Annotated in this window: 15 protein-coding genes; 10 read left to right on the forward strand and 5 right to left on the reverse strand. The window is 71.1% G+C overall.

Translation table 11 applies throughout. From position 1 onward, the window contains the following. Positions 1-16 precede the first annotated feature (16 nt). The gene (locus tag K2224_RS34475) at positions 17-1555 is read right to left on the reverse strand and encodes an ATP-binding protein (RefSeq protein ID WP_260693653.1); all 1539 of its coding nucleotides are present in this window, start codon (positions 1553-1555) and stop codon (positions 17-19) included. A gap of 427 nt (positions 1556-1982) precedes the next feature. Then, positions 1983-2384, reverse strand: coding sequence for a hypothetical protein (locus tag K2224_RS34480; protein WP_221911064.1), 402 nt, complete (start codon positions 2382-2384; stop codon positions 1983-1985). A gap of 240 nt (positions 2385-2624) precedes the next feature. Between K2224_RS34480 and K2224_RS34485 the strand changes: the two genes are divergently transcribed. Both K2224_RS34485 and K2224_RS34490 read left to right on the forward strand, forming a co-directional pair. Beyond that, the gene (locus tag K2224_RS34485; protein WP_221911065.1) at positions 2625-2933 is read left to right on the forward strand and encodes a hypothetical protein; all 309 of its coding nucleotides are present in this window, start codon (positions 2625-2627) and stop codon (positions 2931-2933) included. After that, positions 2930-3709, forward strand: a complete 780-nt coding sequence (locus tag K2224_RS34490; protein WP_221911066.1) for a WXG100 family type VII secretion target — start codon at positions 2930-2932, stop codon at positions 3707-3709. Before K2224_RS34485 ends, K2224_RS34490 begins: the two co-directional genes overlap by 4 nt. A gap of 94 nt (positions 3710-3803) precedes the next feature. On the opposite strand, the gene eccCa is transcribed toward K2224_RS34490, so the two are convergent. Further along, complete coding sequence (gene eccCa, locus K2224_RS34495) at positions 3804-7772, reverse strand: type VII secretion protein EccCa (protein WP_221911067.1); 3969 nt, start codon at positions 7770-7772, stop codon at positions 3804-3806. Between the two features lie 255 nt (positions 7773-8027). Here eccCa and eccD point away from each other — a divergent pair, with 255 nt between their 5' ends. From eccD to K2224_RS34525, 6 genes are all read left to right on the forward strand, one after another. Then, positions 8028-9497 (forward strand): type VII secretion integral membrane protein EccD, encoded by a 1470-nt coding sequence (gene eccD / locus K2224_RS34500; RefSeq protein WP_221911068.1) that lies wholly within the window; start codon positions 8028-8030, stop codon positions 9495-9497. 157 nt (positions 9498-9654) lie between these two features. Beyond that, a complete protein-coding gene (gene rpsO / locus K2224_RS34505) occupies positions 9655-9942 on the forward strand; it encodes a 30S ribosomal protein S15 (RefSeq protein ID WP_030414166.1) in 288 nt (95 codons plus the stop codon). 302 nt (positions 9943-10244) lie between these two features. Continuing rightward, the gene (locus K2224_RS34510; protein ID WP_221911069.1) at positions 10245-12488 is read left to right on the forward strand and encodes a polyribonucleotide nucleotidyltransferase; all 2244 of its coding nucleotides are present in this window, start codon (positions 10245-10247) and stop codon (positions 12486-12488) included. Then, positions 12485-13864, forward strand: coding sequence for a pitrilysin family protein (locus K2224_RS34515; RefSeq protein WP_221911070.1), 1380 nt, complete (start codon positions 12485-12487; stop codon positions 13862-13864). The genes K2224_RS34510 and K2224_RS34515 overlap by 4 nt, the downstream gene beginning before the upstream one ends. Before the next feature lie 45 nt (positions 13865-13909). Then, on the forward strand, positions 13910-14662 hold the full coding sequence (gene dapB, locus K2224_RS34520) for a 4-hydroxy-tetrahydrodipicolinate reductase (protein WP_221911071.1): 753 nt from the start codon (positions 13910-13912) through the stop codon (positions 14660-14662). Positions 14663-14677: 15 nt separating this feature from the next. Continuing rightward, the gene (locus K2224_RS34525; RefSeq protein WP_221911072.1) at positions 14678-15154 is read left to right on the forward strand and encodes a tetratricopeptide repeat protein; all 477 of its coding nucleotides are present in this window, start codon (positions 14678-14680) and stop codon (positions 15152-15154) included. Between the two features lie 94 nt (positions 15155-15248). Here the strand turns inward: K2224_RS34525 and K2224_RS34530 are convergent, their stop codons facing one another. Together K2224_RS34530 and K2224_RS34535 are read right to left on the reverse strand one after the other, a co-directional pair. After that, complete coding sequence (locus K2224_RS34530) at positions 15249-15806, reverse strand: phage holin family protein (protein WP_221911073.1); 558 nt, start codon at positions 15804-15806, stop codon at positions 15249-15251. Positions 15807-15941: 135 nt separating this feature from the next. Continuing rightward, positions 15942-16181, reverse strand: a complete 240-nt coding sequence (locus K2224_RS34535) for a hypothetical protein (RefSeq protein WP_221911074.1) — start codon at positions 16179-16181, stop codon at positions 15942-15944. Positions 16182-16432: 251 nt separating this feature from the next. Between K2224_RS34535 and thyX the strand changes: the two genes are divergently transcribed. After that, positions 16433-17179, forward strand: a complete 747-nt coding sequence (thyX, locus tag K2224_RS34540) for an FAD-dependent thymidylate synthase (RefSeq protein ID WP_221911075.1) — start codon at positions 16433-16435, stop codon at positions 17177-17179. 219 nt (positions 17180-17398) lie between these two features. Beyond that, entirely contained in the window at positions 17399-18298 is a 900-nt protein-coding gene (gene dapA, locus K2224_RS34545) for a 4-hydroxy-tetrahydrodipicolinate synthase (RefSeq protein ID WP_221911076.1), read from the forward strand. The last annotated feature ends 62 nt before the right edge of the window (positions 18299-18360 follow it).

Consider the following 18360-nt stretch of genomic DNA (forward strand, 5'->3'; position numbering starts at 1 on the left):
CGCCCCACAGGGTGCGTCACGGCAGGTCCAGGCCCAGTCCGCGCAGCGCCTCCGCGTACGCCGGCAGGTCGTCCTCGACGAACGCGGTCTCCAGGAGCGCGGCCCGCAGGGCGGCCGACGTCCCGGGGCGGGTGAGCAGGGGCGCGGTGCGCAGATACGTACGGGCCGGGGCGCCCAGCTGCGCCGGCGGTACGGCCGCCACGGCGGCGCTCAGCGCGATCGGGTCGGCGTGGGTGAACAGGCCCGGATCGGTGAGGAGTTGGGGCAGCAGGCCGGCGTCGAGGGTGTGCGCGGCGATGCGGTCGCGGACGTAGGGGTCGGCCAGGGACCAGTCCTGCCGGGGCACCGCCGCCAGCAGCGCCATCGCGATCTTGGTCTGGGCGTCCCGGGGGTCGGGTATGCCGGAGCGGATCTCGGCGGCGAGGGCCGGGTGCGCCAGGCGGACCAGGGTGCGGGTGGCGTCTCCGGGGGGTGCCGCCGCCTCCGGCCCTTCGGAGGCATTCCCGTCCGCGGGAACCTCCACCGTCTTCAAGAACGGAGCGGCCAGCGGCATCCCCTCGGCGAGGACCCGGCCCATGTCGCGTCCGGCGACAGCGTCCGCCAGCGGGCGCCACAGCGAGACCGGTAGCCCGTCGCCCTCCGCGAACGCCAGCGGTGCCAGCATCTGCCGCAGCGCCCGCGGATCGGCGCCCAGACGGCGGGCGTGCTGATCGAGCACCTCGCCGACGGTGGCGGGCAACCGGGACGTGTCGGTGGGGTCGAAGCCCTCGGGGCGGGCGAGGAGCGACCGTACGGTCAGATGGACGGTGAGCCGGCTGCCGTTCGCGCGCTCCGCCAGTGCCTCGGCGAGCGACCGGCGGGCGGCCGGGTCGGTGGTGAACGGGAGCACGGGGGCGCCGGCATCCGGGGTGAGCGCGGTCTCGGCGTGCCGGACCAGGCCCTCGGGATCGGCCCACTCGGGCGCGTCGAGGTCGATGACCTGTGCCTGGCCGCGCGGCAGCGCCTCGGCCAGCTCGGCGGCGAGTTCGCGGGGGACGTCGGTGAGCAGGTGGACGGTCGGAGTGGTGGCGAGCCGGGCGAGGACCTCCCGCACCAGGCGCGCCGGCTCGCCGGCGGCGCGCACCGGGCCGGCCAGGTCCACGTCCGGGACGACGACCGTCAACGGCTCCTCGCGGGCGGCGAGTTCGGAGAAGAGGTCCGCCGCCTGGCCCGCGGGCAGGCCGAGGTGGTCGGCGAGCAGCTCCCGTACCTGCGCGGCCGTCCGGCCCCGGGGGTTCGGCACGGCCGGGGCCGGCAGGTCCGGCGGGACCGTCGCCGGGTCCAGGTCGTCGAGCGGGAGCCGCTTGCGGTGGTCGGGGTCGCACAGCATCAGGAAGCCCGCGACCAGCCGCGAACGCCCGCTGCCCGGGCTGCCGGTGACGACGATGACGCGCGGGGCGCCGGGCCACCGCATCCGCCAGGCGGCGAGCGCGCGGAGGGCGGCGGTGCGGCCGCCGACGTACGGGTGCGGTGCGTAGCGGGCCGTCGCGGCGGCCGCGTCGCCTGAGGCGCTCATGACTTCCTGGGTCCCCCATCGATCCCGCTGTCCACTCCCGTGGACCCGTGCTTGTACCGGCTAGATCCTAGATCCGGCCCGGAAACACGGGACGGCCGAGGGGCGGCTGTTCCAGAACCGGTAGAAGGGGTGTGCGGGCTGGGCGTGCCGTGTGGGATTTCCGTGAATTCCCTGGGGGTGCGGCCCGCACGGGCATTTCGCGTTCCGCGGCGTGCGGTCGTCGTACCGTCTCCTGCCGTTCTCGCCGCTTTTCGGAGCGTTGTGCCCGGTGCCTGCCCCCTGGCGCGGAGCGTGCGGGAAATTCCCGGGAAGGCCGCGGACCAGGGGCGGGAAGCGAGGCTCGGAAAACGCCGAAGATCCGCTTTCGCGGGCCGGTTCGGCCGATGAAAGCGGATCTTCCGGATGAATGCCGCTCGCCGGTGGAGCGTCAGCGGTGGCCGCGGCCACCGCGGCGCGGGCCGGTGACGAGGTTGAGGCTCGGGCCGTCGCGCTCGGCACGCTCCCGGTCCTCCTCCTCTTCCCGCTTGCGCTGCCAGTCGGCGAACTTCGCACGGGACTCCTCGCGCTCCTCCGCCGTCTGGTTCTCGGCCGCGTGCCGGATCTGGGTCAGCCGGTCGCCCAGCGCGTCCATGTAGCCGGGCGTCTGGATAGCCTCCTTCATGCCCAGTCGGCCGGAGAGCACCTCCTTGGCCATCTCCTGGAGGCCGCCGCCCACATTGGGGTTCTCCGCGAGCACCTTCAGTGCCTTCCGCAGCCGGTGCGCCTGCTCGCGATCACGGGCGACGTCCATCAGGTCCTCGTCCTGGATCTGCCGCTCGTCGTTGCTCATCCCTGCCCCCTCGTCCGTGGTGGCACAGCAACCGCGCGTGCTGCACCGGCGTCCTGAGTGTAATGACGGATGTGAACGGGGCGTCAAGGTGGACTGTTGTCGGTAATGCCGGAAATTCACCGTCTTCCTTTCCCGTTGTGCGTGCCAGGCCGCTCCGCCGGGGGCTTCGGGCCTATTGCGGGTGTGCTAGACCTGGGGCGATGTACAGCACGTCGCTGTCATTCAATTCGGGGAGAAAAGATGTCCGATGAAGTCCGGCTCAGCACCGAGGCGCTGCATAAGCTCGGTACGACCTTCGAGATTCGTGCGGAAGAACTGAGCCGGCAACTGGGCGCATTCAGACGGCGCACGGACGCCGACGCGCTCAGGGACGGCTTCGGCAGCGACGAGGCGGCCCGGCCCCACCGCGAGCTCTTCGAGGAAGCCGAGCGCGCCCTGGCGCAGCTGCAGCAGCGGCTCGCCGAGGTCGGCGGCGGCATCAAGGAGACCGTCGCCAACGCCCAGGCGGCGGAGGACGAACTCGTCGAGATGATGCGGAGCGCCAAGTGACCGAACCACGACGCAACCCCCATGCGCTGCACGAGGCGGCGGCCGGCTGGCGGGACATGGGCAAGCACCTGGACGGGCTCGTCCGCGACCTCGACCGGCACGTCGGCGATGCCGCGTCGGCCGACTGGCACGGGCCGGCGGGCGAGGCGTTCGCCGCCGAGTGGCACCAGCTGAAGCGATCCGTCGACGAGACCCTGCCGGTCTTCGAACTCGCCGCGGCCGACCTGGAGAACGCGGCCGACACCCACCACACCGCCGGCGCCGCCGGCGACCACGACTCCGGTTCCGCGGACGCCTCGCAGGACGGTTCACAGCACACCGCGCAGTCGTCCGGCCCGCAGATGGCCTACGGCTTCATGGCGCTGGGCCAGCTCGCCAACGGCCTCGGCGGCGCGTTCGGCAAGCGAGGCAAGGGCGGTGGGGGCGGCCAGAGCCAGGCACCGCAGCTGCGGCACCAGTGGGAATCGTCCACGGCCGCGCACGGGCCCGACCCGTTCGGGACGCCCCGGGACGGCGCGGCCGCGACACCCGGCGGCGAGGGCATAGCCAAGGGCGTGCGGACGAACCCGGCCGAGGCGCAGCGCGCGGCGGAGGAGCAGGCGGCCAAGGAAGCCGCACGGCAGAGGGCGGCGGATCAGAAGGCGAAGCCGGCGAACGCGCCGGACCACCCGCCCGCCAAGGGCACGGACAAGGCCGGGAACAAGGCTGCGGACAAGGCCGGAGATGCCGCCGCCCCGGCCGGTCCGGACGTCTCCCAGCACGGCGCCTTCGGCTGACCGGCGCGCGACGACCGGCCCGCGGGAACCGCGAACGAACAGTGGGGCGCCCCTCCGAAGAGGGGCGCCCCACCGCCGTTGTACCGGGTGCCGGTTACTGGCCGCCGCCGCGGCCCTCGGGCAGGTAGCCGGTCTGGACCAGCTGAGCACCGCGCTTGCGCGTGATGAACATGCCACGTCCCGGTGTCAGCTGCTGACCCTTGATGTTGCCCATCAGCGGGCCCTCGCCCGGATCGGCGGAGAGGATCAGACCCTGCGCACCGAGCTCCTTGGTGCGCTGCATCACCGGCTCGAACGACGACCGGCCGGCCCCCGAGGAGCTGCGCGCGATGATCAGGCGCAGACCCACGTCACGGGCGAACGGCAGGTACTCCACCAGCGGCATCAGCGGGTTGCCGCTGCTGGTCGCCACCAGGTCGTAGTCGTCGACGATCACGAACGCGTCCGGCAGGTCGTACCAGCTGCGGTTGCGCAGCTGCTCCGGCGTGACGTCCGGCCCGGGCATCCGCCGGCCCAGCGAACCGGCCAGTCCGCTGATGACCTCCTGGAGCTGCGGACCCGACGCGCAGTACTTGTACAGATGGCTCTCGGGCAGCTCGCCGAGCATGGCGCGGCGGTAGTCGCCGACCACCAGGAGCGCCTTGTCCGTCGCGTACCGCTCGGAGATCTGCTTGGCGATGAAGCGCAGCAGCGAGGACTTGCCGGACTCGCTCTCGCCGTAGATGACCACCAGCGGGTCGTTCTCGAAGTCGATGAACGCCGGCGACAGCGTCGTCTCGTCGACACCGATCGCGATGCCGTGCTCCGGGTAGTCGCCGCCCCGGGGAAGGTCGCGGGCGTGCAGCATCGTCGGCAGCATCCGCACCTTGGGGGCGGGCTCGCCCTTCCAGTGCTCGCTGACCGTCTCGACCAGGTTGGCGATGCCGTCGCTGACCGTCTCCGGGTCGCTCATGCCGTCCAGGCGGGGCAGCGCCGACAGGAAGTCGAGCTTCTCCGGGGAGAGACCGCGACCCGGCTTGCCCATCGGGACGTTCTCCGCGCGCTTGCGGTCGAACTCCGACTCCATCGGGTCGCCCAGGCGCAGCTCCACACGGTTGAGGAGCTGGTCGCGCAGGGCGGGCCGCACCTCGGTGTAGCGGGAGGCGGCGATGACCAGGTGGACGCCGAAGCCGAGACCCCGGGTGGCGATGTCCAGGATCACCGGGTCCATCTGCTCGTAGTCGGTCTTGAACGTGCCCCAGCCGTCGATGATCAGGAAGACGTCGCCCCACTTCTGGTCGGGGAAGGCGCCCGCGGCCCGCCGCTGGCGGTAGGTCGCGATCGAGTCGATGCTGTTGGCGCGGAAGAACTCCTCGCGCTCGTTGAGGATGCCGACGACCTCGGAGACCGTACGGCGCACCTTCTCGGCGTCCAGCCGCGAGGCGACCCCGCCGACGTGCGGCAGGCCCTCCATCGTCAGCATGCCGCCGCCACCGAAGTCGAGGCAGTAGAACTGCACTTCGGCAGGGGTGTGGGTGAGCGCGAACGAGGCCATCGCGGCCCGGATCAGAGTGGACTTGCCGGACTGCGGACCACCCACGACCAGACCGTGACCGGCGCCGGCGGAGAAGTCCAGGTACATCACGTCACGCCGCTGCTCGAACGGCTTGTCCACCAGCGCGACCGGCACCACGAGCTTGCCCAGCGCGGTGTACTCCGGCGCGTGCACGCCCCGTTCGGGGGTGACCGCAAGGGCCGGCAGCAGCTGGTTGACCGTGGGCGGCTCCTCCAGCGGCGGCAGCCACACCTGGTGCGCCGGCGGGCCCTGGCCCTGCATCCGCTGGACCATGACGTCCAGGACGGTGTCGGCGAGCGCGTCGTCGATCTCGGGCTCGGTCGACTCCAGGACGACCGGCTCCTCGATGATCTGCTCGATGACCGGGGCCGCGGTGAACGGCACCGGCATCCGCATCGACCGGCCGCCGCTGCCACCGCGACCGCCGCCGCCGGGACCGCGGTAGGTGCCCGAGACGTACGCGGCCTTGAACTGGACCATCGTCTCGGTGTCGTACTTCAGGATGCCGGAACCCGGCACGTTCGGCAGGTGGTAGGCGTCCGGCACACCGATCGCGGTCCGCGACTCGGCGGCGGAGAACGTCCGCAGACCGAGCCGGTAGGAGAGGAAGGTGTCCAGACCGCGCAGCTTGCCCTCTTCCAGACGCTGCGAGGCGAGCAGCATGTGCACACCCATGGAACGGCCGATACGGCCGATCTGGATGAACATCTCGATGAAGTCCGGCTTGGCGGCGAGGAGTTCGGAGAACTCGTCGATGATCATCACCAGCGACGGCAGCGGGTCCAGCGGGGCGCCGGCGGCACGCGCCTTCTCGTAGTCGGTGATGTTGGCGTAGTTGCCCGCCGAGCGCAGCAGCTCCTGACGGCGCTGGAGCTCACCGGTGATCGAGTCGCGCATGCGGTCGATCAGCGTGACGTCCTCACCGAGGTTGGTGATGACCGCCGCGACGTGCGGCATCTCGGACATGCCGGTGAAGGTGGCGCCACCCTTGAAGTCCGCGAGGATGAAGTTCAGCGTCTCCGAGGAGTGCGTCACCGCGAGCGCGAGCACCAGGGTGCGCAGCACCTCGGACTTACCGGAACCGGTCGCACCGACACACAGGCCGTGCGGGCCCATGCCCTGCTGCGAGGCTTCCTTGATGTCCAGCATGACGGGCTGGCCGTCCTTGTCGACACCGATCGGCACCCGCAGCCGCTCCGATAGCGTCCGGGGCCGCCAGGTGCGCGACACGTCCAGCGCGCCGGCGTCGCCGATGTTGAGCAGGTCGGTGAAGTCCAGCGCGGACAGCAGCGGTTCCTCGCCGTCGGCGCCCGAACCGGCCCGCAGCGGGGCCAGCTGGCGGGCCAGCGCCTCCGCCTCGGGGATCGACAGGGTGTCGCAGACGCCGTTGTAGACCGCGCCGTTCGCCGACTCCAGCACCAGCTTGCCCGGCCACACCTGGACGGCCAGACCGCCGCGGATCTCGTCCAGGTCGCCCGGCACGATCTCCAGGATGGTGACGCCCTGCAGGCCCTCGGCCCCGGCGATCACCGAGTCCATCGGGACCTCGCCGCCGTCCAGCACGATGACGACGTGCGGGGTGTCGGCCACCGGCGCGCCCTGCGGGTTGAACCGCCCGCGCCCGTCCAGGTCGTCCGCCAGCAGCTCCTCGATCTCACCGAGGTCGCCGACGACCAGTCGCCGGGTGCCGGCGCCGTCGGTCGTCTTGTCCTGGACCTGCGGCAGCCACTTCGTCCACTCCCACTCGGCCTGCGCACCTGGCGCGGCGACCACGGCCACCACCAGGTCCTCGGGCGAGTGCAGGGTGCACAGCTGGGCGAGGATGGCGCGCGAGGCGCCGTAGACGGTGTCCGGGTCACCCGAGACCGTCAGGTGGTAGAAGGCGCGCAGCGACACCGCCAGCGGGAGGCTCTCCAGATGGCCGTGCTTGTCGAGGAACTCCTTCATCGCGTGCGCGGTCAGCGGCTCCAGCTCGTCGACCGGAGCGGTCTCCGGCGCCCGCAGCGGAGTGGCCAGCTGCTGGGGCCCCAGCCCCAGGCGCACCTGGGCGAAGTCCGGGTCGCTCGCACGGCGCTCCCAGACCCGCTTGCCCTCGGCCACCACGGACCACAACTGGCTCGGGTCGGGATGGGTGAACAGCTGGGCGTCCCGTTGCCGGCGCGCGGTGCGCCGCACCTCTTTCCGCTTCTGCGCCAGGTACTTGAGGTAGTCCTGGCGCTCCTGCACCATCTGCCCGGAAGGTCCCTGGCGGGACTTGACGATCTGCATGATCGCCATCGCCAGTGTGGAGGCCACCATGAAACCGCCCATGATCTTCATGAACGGCTGGTTCCCCGTGAACAGGAAGCCGGCCGAGGTCGCCATGCCCATCATGGGCATGAACGTCATCAGCAGGCTCTCCGGCTCTCCCTCGCGGGGAAGCTCCGGAGGCGCCTCAAGTACCACCTCCTCCGAGGGGACTTCAGGTGGCAGCGCGCGGGGCGGGCGCTTGACGATGACAACGCTCACCGAGGCATCAGTCCTTCATGCATCTCGCAGTCTCGGACCGCCCCCGTTGGATTCGACGGTCCCCCCGAACCAAGTCCTTGGCTCGACGCAGGCGTTGATCCTACTGTTAGGCGTCAAGTCAAGGGGTGGGTGGGGCAGTGCCCCGATCGGACGGTACGCTGACGCCCCGCGAGCGCGCCACAGTCCCGTACGGACGGCCCTATATATAGGGCGCGCGACGCGACAAAACGCCCAACGGATAGGGGGAACCGCCAGGTGAGCACGAGCACTGGCACCGGCTTCTGCCGGGTCACTGTCGCCGCGCCGGATGCACGGATCGACGTGGCACTGCCGGAGGACGTGGCACTCGTCGATATCTATCCGGAGATCCTTCGGCTCTCCGGGCAGTCCCAGGCCGAGGGCGCCCCGACCGGGTATCACCTCGTACGCCGCGACGGCACGGTCCTCGACGCGGGCCAGTCGCTGGCCCAGCAGCAGATCCTCGACGGCGACCTGCTGCTGCTGAAGCCGTTCGCCGAGTCGCTGCCGCTGCCGGTCTTCGACGACGTCTCGGACGCCATCGCCTCCGCGGTCAAGCAGAACCGCAGCCGCTGGAGCGACGACCTGATGCGCTTCCTCGGCCTCAGCGCCGGTGTGCTGCTGCTGGTGATGATGGCGTTCGCCCTGTGGTTCTCCAACCCCGTCGACCGCGACATGCACCGGCTCCCCGGCATCATCGCCGGTGTCGTCGGCGTGGTCCTGGTCGTCCTGGCCGGCGTCCGCGCCCGGATCTACGACGACCACGCCTCCTCGATCGCCCTGGGCCTCGCGTCGCTGCCGCACCTGCTGATCGCCGGCTCCGGCATCTTCCCGGTCGACCCCGGCGCCGGCCCCGGCCGGCTCCACCTGCTCGTCGGCTGTGTGACCGTGCTCATCGCCTCGGTTCTCCTGGTGGTCCTGCTGCCGCGCGGTGACGCACCCTTCGTCGCGGCCGCCTTCCTCTCCGCCGTCGGCACCCTCGCGGTCTTCGCCGCGATCCTCACCGACGCCGCCCCGAGCTCGGTCGCCGCGGTCACCGCCGTCGTCTCCATCGCCATGGTCGCCTGGCTGCCCGGGCTCTCCGCCCGCTTCGCCCGCCTGCCCATCGGCTACCGGTCGCCCGACCAGATCGTCAAGGGCGCCCTGGAGTCCGGCTCCGGCTCCGAGACCGAGTCGGTCGACTTCGTGAAGATCGGCAACCAGGCCAAGCGCGGTCACGAGCTCCTGCTCGGCCTGGTCGCCGGCTGCTCCGCCCTGGTCGTCGGCTCCGCCGGTGCCGTCCTCGGCTTCTCCGACAACGTCTGGGCCCAGGTGCTGGCCATGGCCGCCGGCATCACGATCATGCTGCGCGCCCGGCTCTTCGACTACACCGCCCAGGTCGCCTGCCTGACCGTCGCCGGCATCCTCACCATCGTGCTGCTCATCCTGGGCATCTCGCTGCACCCGCCGATGGACATCTTCTTCACCCTGGAGCGCTTCCAGGACTCCGGCCCGCTGAACATCCGCACCGTCTGGTTCTCCAGCAGCATCGCGGTGGGCGCGGCCGTCCTCGTCGGCGTCGGCCTGGTCGTCCCGAAGAAGGGCGTCACCCCCTTCTGGGGCCGGATCTTCGACATCTTCGACGGCCTGGTCCTGCTGTCCCTGGTCCCGCTGTGCCTGGCGGTCCTCGACGTGTACGCCACCGTGCGCGGCCTCACCAGCAACTAGCGCACCACCGCACCGCCCGCGGAGACGGCCCCCCGACCACCCGGTCGGGGGGCCGTCTCCAGCTGGTACGCTGTCCGACGGTCCATCCGAGTCATCCAAGATTCCCTGTGACGCAAACCAGGGACGCTCGCGGGCCGGCATTCCCTAAGGAGTACGCGTGTCGCTCGACGCCGCCACGAAGAAGCAGATCATGGCCGAGTTCGCCACCAAGGAGGGTGACACCGGCTCCCCCGAGGTCCAGGTCGCGCTGCTCTCCCGCCGCATCTCGGACCTGACCGAGCACCTCAAGACCCACAAGCACGACCACCACTCCCGCCGTGGTCTGCTGCTGCTCGTCGGCCAGCGCCGCCGCCTGCTGCAGTACCTGGCGAAGAAGGACATCACGCGCTTCCGCGCGCTGGTCGAGCGCCTGGGCATCCGCCGCGGCGCGGCGGGCGCCAAGTAATCCATAAAAGTGCCGCATAGGGAGCGGTTCCCACAAGGGACCGCTCCCTTTGCCGTACGCACCGGACAGCCGTCCCGCCGCGCGGTGGACGGAAGCTTTGTAATCTGGTGCCATATCGCAAAAGCGAACACGGCAGGAGCGCCTCCTGGCCGCCGGTCCTCGGTAGTGGCCCCCGGGCCGTCCATGGCAGACCATGCGACGTCACTCCGGGTGCTTCGATCGAAGACCGGCCCGCACCGGCGCTCCGCCGAAGACGGTCCCCTGCCACACGGGCAGCGGACGCAGACGAGGAGATATTCCTGGTGGAGAACGAGACCCACTACGCCGAAGCCGTGATCGACAACGGCTCCTTCGGCACCCGCACCATCCGCTTCGAGACGGGCCGCCTGGCCAAGCAGGCCGCCGGCTCCGCCGTGGCGTACCTGGACGACGACACCATGGTGCTGTCGGCCACCACCGCTTCCAAGCAGCCGAAGGACCAGCTGGACTTCTTCCCGCTGACCGTCGACGTCGAGGAGCGGATGTACTCGGCCGGGAAGATCCCCGGCTCCTTCTTCCGTCGTGAGGGCCGCCCCTCCGAGGACGCGATCCTCACCTGCCGCCTCATCGACCGTCCGCTGCGCCCGTCCTTCAAGAAGGGCCTGCGCAACGAGATCCAGATCGTCGAGACGGTCATGGCGCTCAACCCCGACCACCTCTACGACGTGGTCGCCATCAACGCCGCCTCCTGCTCCACGCAGCTGGCCGGCCTGCCCTTCTCCGGCCCGATCGGCGCCACCCGCGTCGCCCTGATCAACGGCCAGTGGGTCGCGTTCCCGACCCACTCCGAGCTGGAGGACGCGGTCTTCGACATGGTCGTGGCCGGCCGGGTGCTGCCCGACGGCGACATCGCGATCATGATGGTCGAGGCCGAGGCCACCGAGAAGACCGTCGAGCTGGTCAAGGGCGGCGCCGAGGCCCCGACCGAGGAGATCGTCGCCGCCGGTCTGGAAGCCGCCAAGCCCTTCATCAAGGTCCTGTGCAAGGCCCAGTCGGACCTCGCCGCCAAGGCCGCCAAGCCGACCGGTGAGTTCCCGGTCTTCCTCGACTACCAGGACGACGTCCTGGAGGCGCTGACCAAGGCCGTCAAGGCCGAGCTCGCGCAGGCGCTCACCATCGCCGGCAAGCAGGAGCGCGAGACCGAGCTGGACCGCGTCAAGGCGCTCGCCGCCGAGAAGCTCCTGCCGGAGTTCGAGGGCCGCGAGAAGGAGATCTCCGCCGCGTACCGCTCGCTGACCAAGACCCTGGTCCGTGAGCGCGTCATCAAGGAGAAGAAGCGCATCGACGGCCGCGGCGTCACGGACATCCGTACGCTCGCCGCCGAGGTCGAGGCGATCCCGCGGGTGCACGGCTCCGCGCTGTTCGAGCGTGGCGAGACCCAGATCCTGGGCGTCACCACCCTCAACATGCTCCGCATGGAGCAGCAGCTGGACACCCTCTCCCCGGTGACCCGCAAGCGCTACATGCACAACTACAACTTCCCGCCGTACTCCACCGGTGAGACCGGCCGCGTCGGCTCCCCCAAGCGCCGCGAGATCGGCCACGGCGCGCTGGCCGAGCGGGCGCTCGTCCCGGTGCTGCCCACCCGCGAGGAGTTCCCCTACGCGATCCGCCAGGTCTCCGAGGCGCTGGGCTCCAACGGCTCGACGTCCATGGGCTCGGTCTGCGCCTCCACGATGTCGCTGATGAACGCCGGTGTGCCGCTCAAGGCCCCGGTCGCCGGCATCGCGATGGGCCTGATCTCCCAGGAGATCGACGGCGAGACGCACTACGTCACCCTCACCGACATCCTCGGTGCGGAGGACGCCTTCGGCGACATGGACTTCAAGGTCGCCGGCACCAAGCAGTTCGTGACCGCGCTCCAGCTCGACACCAAGCTCGACGGCATCCCCGCCTCGGTCCTGGCCGCCGCGCTGAAGCAGGCCCGCGATGCCCGTCTGCACATCCTCGACGTGATGAACGAGGCCATCGACGTCCCGGACGAGATGTCCCCGAACGCGCCGCGGATCATCACCGTCAAGATCCCGGTGGACAAGATCGGTGAGGTCATCGGCCCCAAGGGCAAGATGATCAACCAGATCCAGGAGGACACCGGCGCCGACATCACGATCGAGGACGACGGCACCATCTACATCGGTGCCGCCGACGGCCCGGCCGCCGAGGCCGCCCGCGCCACGATCAACGGCATCGCCAACCCGACCATGCCGGAGGTTGGCGAGCGCTACCTGGGCACGGTCGTCAAGACCACCACCTTCGGTGCGTTCGTCTCCCTGCTCCCGGGCAAGGACGGCCTGCTGCACATCTCGCAGATCCGCAAGCTGGCCGGCGGCAAGCGCGTGGAGAACGTCGAGGACGTGCTCGCCGTGGGCGCCAAGGTCCAGGTCGAGATCGCCGAGATCGACCAGCGCGGCAAGCTCTCCCTGATCCCCGTGGTCGAGGGCGAGGACGGCGCTGGATCCGACAGCGGCTCCGCCGCGGGCGACAAGAAGGACGACGCCGACAAGTGACGTCCCGTACGCACCGGTCGACGGCCCGCACCTCCTCGGAGGGGCGGGCCGTCGCCCGTACCCAAACGCTCCTGAAGGGCGCCGCGGGCGCCGGCACGGTCCGCCGCACCACCCTCCCCGGCGGGCTGCGGGTGGTCACCGAGACGCTGCCCACCGTCCGCTCCGTCACCTTCGGCATCTGGGCCCACGTCGGCTCCCGCGACGAGACCCCCGCCCTGAACGGCGCCACCCACTACCTGGAGCACCTGCTCTTCAAGGGCACCCGGCGGCGCTCCGCCCTGGACATCTCCGCCGCGATCGACGCGGTCGGCGGCGAGATGAACGCCTTCACGGCGAAGGAGTACACCTGCTACTACGCGCGGGTGCTCGACACCGACCTGCCGCTCGCCATCGACGTGGTGTGCGACATGCTCACCGGCTCGGTCATCGGTACCGAGGACGTCGACGCCGAGCGCGGGGTGATCCTCGAAGAGATCGCGATGACCGAGGACGACCCGGGCGACTGCGTGCACGACCTGTTCGCGCACACCATGCTCGGCGACACCCCGCTGGGCCGCCCCGTCCTGGGCACCGTCGACACCGTCAACGCGCTCTCCGCCGACCGCATCCGCCGCTTCTACAAGAAGCACTACGACCCCACCCACCTGGTCGTCACCGCCGCCGGCAACGTCGACCACGCCAAGGTCGTCCGCCTGGTGCGCCGCGCCTTCGAGCAGGCCGGCGCGCTGCGCCGCCAGGACGCCACCCCGGTCGCCCCCCGGTCCGGCAACCGCACCCTGCGCACCGCCGGCAAGGTCGACCTGCTCGGCCGCAGGACCGAGCAGGCCCACGTCGTGCTCGGCATGCCCGGCATGTCCCGTACCGACGACCGGCGTTGGGCGATGGGCGTGCTGAACACCGCCCTGGGCGGCGGGATGAGCTCCCGTCTCTTCCAGGAGGTGCGGGAGAAGCGCGGGCTGGCGTACAGCGTGTACTCCTTCACCTCGGGCTTCGCCGACTGCGGCCTGTTCGGCGTCTACGCCGGCTGCCGTCCCAACCAGGTGCACGACGTCCTGAAGATCTGCCGCGACGAACTCGACACGGTGGCGGCCGAGGGCCTCACCGACGACGAGATCCACCGCGCGATCGGCCAGTTGCGGGGCTCCACGGTCCTCGGCCTGGAGGACACCGGTGCCCTGATGCACCGGCTCGGCAAGAGCGAGCTGTGCTGGGGCGAGCACATGTCGGTGGACGAGATGCTCGCCCGGATATCGGCGGTGACCCCGGACGAGGTCCGTGAGGTGGCCCGTGATGTCCTGGGCGCACGCCCCTCGCTGTCCGTCATCGGCCCCCTGAAGGACCGGCAGGCGGCCCGCCTGGACGACGCCGTCGCCTAGGCGACGTCGGCGGGCCGTCCCACCACGAAGAGAGAGCGGAGAACGATGAGCAAGCTGCGCGTGGCCGTCCTGGGAGCCAAGGGGCGCATCGGCTCCGAGGCCGTCCGGGCCGTCGAGGCAGCCGACGACATGGAGCTGGTCGCGGCCCTCGGCCGCGGCGACTCCCTGGAGACGCTGGTCGAGTCCGGCGCCCAGGTCGCGGTCGAACTGACCACCCCCGACGCGGTGATGGACAACCTCGACTTCTGCCTGCGGCACGGCATCCACGGTGTGGTCGGCACGACCGGCTGGACCGACGAACGCCTCGCGCAGCTGCGCAGCTGGCTCGACGCCGCCCCCGGCGCGGGTGTGCTGATCGCCCCGAACTTCTCCATCGGCGCGGTCCTCACCATGCGGTTCGCGCAGGCGGCGGCCCGCTTCTTCGAGTCCACGGAGATCGTCGAGCTGCACCACCCCAACAAGGCGGACGCCCCCTCCGGCACCGCCGCCCGCACCGCCCGCCTGATCGCCGAGGCCCGCGCCCGGGCCGGCTGCCCGCCGCAGCCGGACGCCACCACGACCGCGCTGGACGGCGCCCGCGGCGCGGACGTCGACGGTGTCCCGGTCCACTCGGTGCGGCTGCGCGGTCTCCTGGCCCACCAGGAGGTGCTGCTCGGCGGGGAGGGCGAGACCCTCACCATCCGCCACGACTCCCTGCACCACAGCAGCTTCATGCCGGGCATCCTGCTCGGGGTGCGGCGCGTGGTGGACACTCCGGGCCTGACGGTGGGCCTGGAGAACTTCCTCGACCTGGGCTGATCGGGGATCACGACCATGGGCGGAAAGATCACCTACGTCTTCCTGTCCACCGTGCTGGTGCTGGTCTTCGGCGTGGTGGCGATGGAGGGCGTACTGCTCCTGATGACCGGCGAGCCGGCCGCGATGGGCATGGGCGCCGTGGCGTTCGTGCTGCCGTGCCTGGGCGGCTGGTTCCTGTGGGCCAACACCCGCTTCGCGCGCGACGCGAACCGGCTGGCCCGGGAGCTGGAGGCGGAGGGCGGGCTGCCGCTCGACGACCTCTCGCGCACCCCCGGCGGCCGGATCGACCGGGACGCGGCCGACGAGGTCTTCGCCCGGCGGCAGGCCGAGACGGAGGAGGCGCCCGGCGACTGGCGCACGTGGTTCCGGCTCGCCGTCGCCTACCGCGACGCCCGGGACACCCCGCGGGCCCGCAAGGCCATGCAGCGCGCCATCGCCCTGCACGCCGGCAGGCCGGTGCGCGGCGACCACGAGCCCGTCCGGACCGGCTGAGCCCGCGAAACAACCGACCGCCCGGGTCGTACGGTCTTCCGTACTTCCCGGGCGGTCGTCGTTCACCAAGGCACCGCGGCGCCGCTGCCCCGCCTCAGCGCCGGCGGTGCTCCGCCGCCCACGCCTCCAGCACGTCGGCGGCCCGCTCGAACATCTCCGGGCGGCCCAGGAAGTCCGCGCTGCGGTCCGTCAGCAGGGTCCGCAGCGGCTCGCCCTGCGCCCGCTCGACGCGCAGCGCCTGGCCCTGCACCGTCCGCGGCAGCCCCAGCCAGCGCACCGGCTGCTGCACCGTGCGGACCGCGCCGACCGCGGACCACGGCAGCGTCGTGGTGCGCAGCAGGTTCACCTGCCGCAGCCCCAGGGCGCTCACCCGGATCCCCACCCGCACCAGCCGCAGCGCCAGCGCGATCACCAGCACGCCCACCGCCACGCAGACCGCCGCCCCGGCCGGCGATCCGGCCAGCGCGACGATCAGCGCGGAGAGCAGGACGAACGAGGCGAGCAGCAGAAACACCGCCGCCGCCCCCACCCGCCACGGTCCGGGGCGGTAGGGACGGCGCCAGTCTTCGGGGCTGTCGTACGAGGGGGAGACGGGGTCCGCGCGGCCGTCGGCATCGAGGGCGCGGTCGGCCGTCAGGAAGGGCAGGGGCACGGCTGGGTCCTCACTCGCGGCTGGCCGGCACGGCGCGCAACGCCGTGCCGGCGGAAGCTGTGAGCGGTGAGGCTATCGGGACCGGCGGAGCGGAACCACCCGGGCGGGAGACCCGCGGCCCGCTCCGCCGCCGGCTCAGCGGTGCGCGGCCTCGGACTGGTGCACCCCGGCCGACGCCGAGGTGTCCTGCTGGAGGGCCGGCATGCCGAAGAGCAGGGCGCCCGTCAGGCCGCCCACCACGGTGAGCGTGATCAGGGACTGGCCGAAGAGCTGCGCACGCGAGGCACGCTGGCGCGGCGGGGGAGTGACATTGCTGCGGAACCGGTCTGCCTCGGCAACGAAGGCGAACGGGACGGGCTCTCGCCGGCGGAACATGAGGGGCTCTCCTAGGAACCTCGAAGTGGGCACTGTCACAGACAAAGACGACTGGAGCGTCCGTTTGGTGCCCGTTTTCCGTTACTTCTGTGAAAAATATCAACCGCGGTTCGCCGACCCGCGAGCGGGGCCGACTTTCGTCCGCTTTGTCGCAGTTCTGTTGCTAACGCCGTATCAGTCGCCCTTCCCGGGGCTGTCAGTGGCGGGCCGTAGGCTTGACGCGCACGAGGATCGAACGGAAGGAACCGCCGGTGTCCCACACCCCCGACAGCGCCGAGAGCGCACCCGTCAGCTTCCGCAGCGAGGTGACGGTCGAGCTGGTCAAGCACAGCGCAGCGGACAGCGACGTGCTGTGGGCGGCCCGGGTCTCGACGGCCGGCGAGCAGTCCCTGGAGGAGCTGCAGAAGGACCCGGAGCGCTCCAAGGGCCTGATCAACTACCTGATGCGGGACCGCCACGGCAGCCCCTTCGAGCACAACTCCATGACGTTCTTCATCAGCGCCCCGATCTTCGTCTTCCGCGAGTTCATGCGGCACCGCGTCGGCTGGTCGTACAACGAGGAGTCCGGCCGCTACCGCCAGCTCGAATCGGTCTTCTACGTCCCCGGCGAGTCCCGCAAGCTCGTCCAGCAGGGCCGCCCCGGCAAGTACGAGTTCGTCGAGGGCACCCCCGCGCAGCACGAACTCACCGGCCGCGTCATGGAGGACACCTACCGCCGGGCGTACGCCGCCTATCAGGAGATGCTCGCCGCCGGCGTGGCCCGCGAGGTCGCCCGCGCGGTGCTCCCCGTCGGCCTCTACTCCTCGATGTACGCCACCTGCAACGCCCGCTCCCTGATGCACTTCCTCGGCCTGCGCACGCAGCACGAGCAGGCGAAGGTCCCCTCCTTCCCGCAGCGCGAGATCGAGATGGTCGGCGAGCAGATGGAGGCGCACTGGGCCAAGCTCATGCCCCTCACCTACGCCGCATTCAATGCGAACGGTCGTATCGCTCCGTAGCGCCCCGGCTGCGCACGGCACGGCGCACTCCGCGGGGTGCGCCGGCCCGGCCGTCGCGATACCCGTCCGAAGTGTCCGGATTGCGGCACTTTGAGTAGTTCATCTACGCTGAACAAACGGACCCGGCACTGCTTGAACCCCCGAGCAGGCAGTGCCGGAGTCCACATCCCTGCTCCCCAGAGGCACACCCTGTTGCGCCCTACGAGTAGCGTGGGACCCATGGCTCCGACTTCCACACCGCAGACCCCCTTCGGGCGGGTGCTGACCGCCATGGTCACGCCGTTCACGGCGGATGGCGCTCTCGACCTCGACGGCGCGCAGCGGCTCGCCGCACACCTGGTGGACGCCGGCAACGACGGCCTCGTCGTCAACGGCACCACCGGAGAGTCCCCGACCACCAGTGATGCCGAGAAAGCCCAGCTGGTCCGCGCCGTGGTCGAAGCCGTCGGCGACCGTGCCTTCGTCGTCGCCGGAGCCGGCACCAACGACACCCGACACAGCCTTGAGCTGGCCCGTGCCGCGCAGGACGCCGGCGCCCACGGCCTGCTCGCGGTGACGCCGTACTACAGCAAGCCCCCGCAAGAGGGCCTGCTGCGGCACTTCACCGCCATCGCGGACGCCACCGAGCTGCCCGTGATGCTCTACGACATCCCCGGCCGCAGCGGCGTCCCGATCAACACCGAGACCATGGTCCGGCTCGCCGAGCACCCTCGGATCGTCGCCAACAAGGACGCCAAGGGCGACCTCGGCCGCGCGAGCTGGGCCATCGCCCGCTCCGGCCTCGCCTGGTACAGCGGCGACGACATGCTGAACCTCCCGCTGCTCTCGGTCGGCGCGGTCGGCTTCGTCTCCGTCGTGGGCCACGTCGTCACCCCGGAGCTGCGCGCGCTCCTCGACGCCCACCTCACCGGCGACGTCACCAAGGCCGCGGAGATCCACCAGAAGCTGCTGCCCGTCTTCACCGGCATGTTCCGCACCCAGGGCGTGATCACCACCAAGGCCGCCCTCGGCCTCCAGGGCCTGCCGGCCGGCCCGCTGCGGCTGCCCCTGGTGGAGCTCTCGCCCGACGAGACCGAGCAGCTCAAGCGCGATCTCGCCGCCGGCGGGGTACAGCTCTAGAACACAGACTTCATAACTGCATACGGAACAACAACCGCCCCATAGCAAGTGCACGAATGTCA

Source organism: Streptomyces sp. BHT-5-2, assembly GCF_019774615.1.
Lineage (GTDB): Bacteria > Actinomycetota > Actinomycetes > Streptomycetales > Streptomycetaceae > Streptomyces.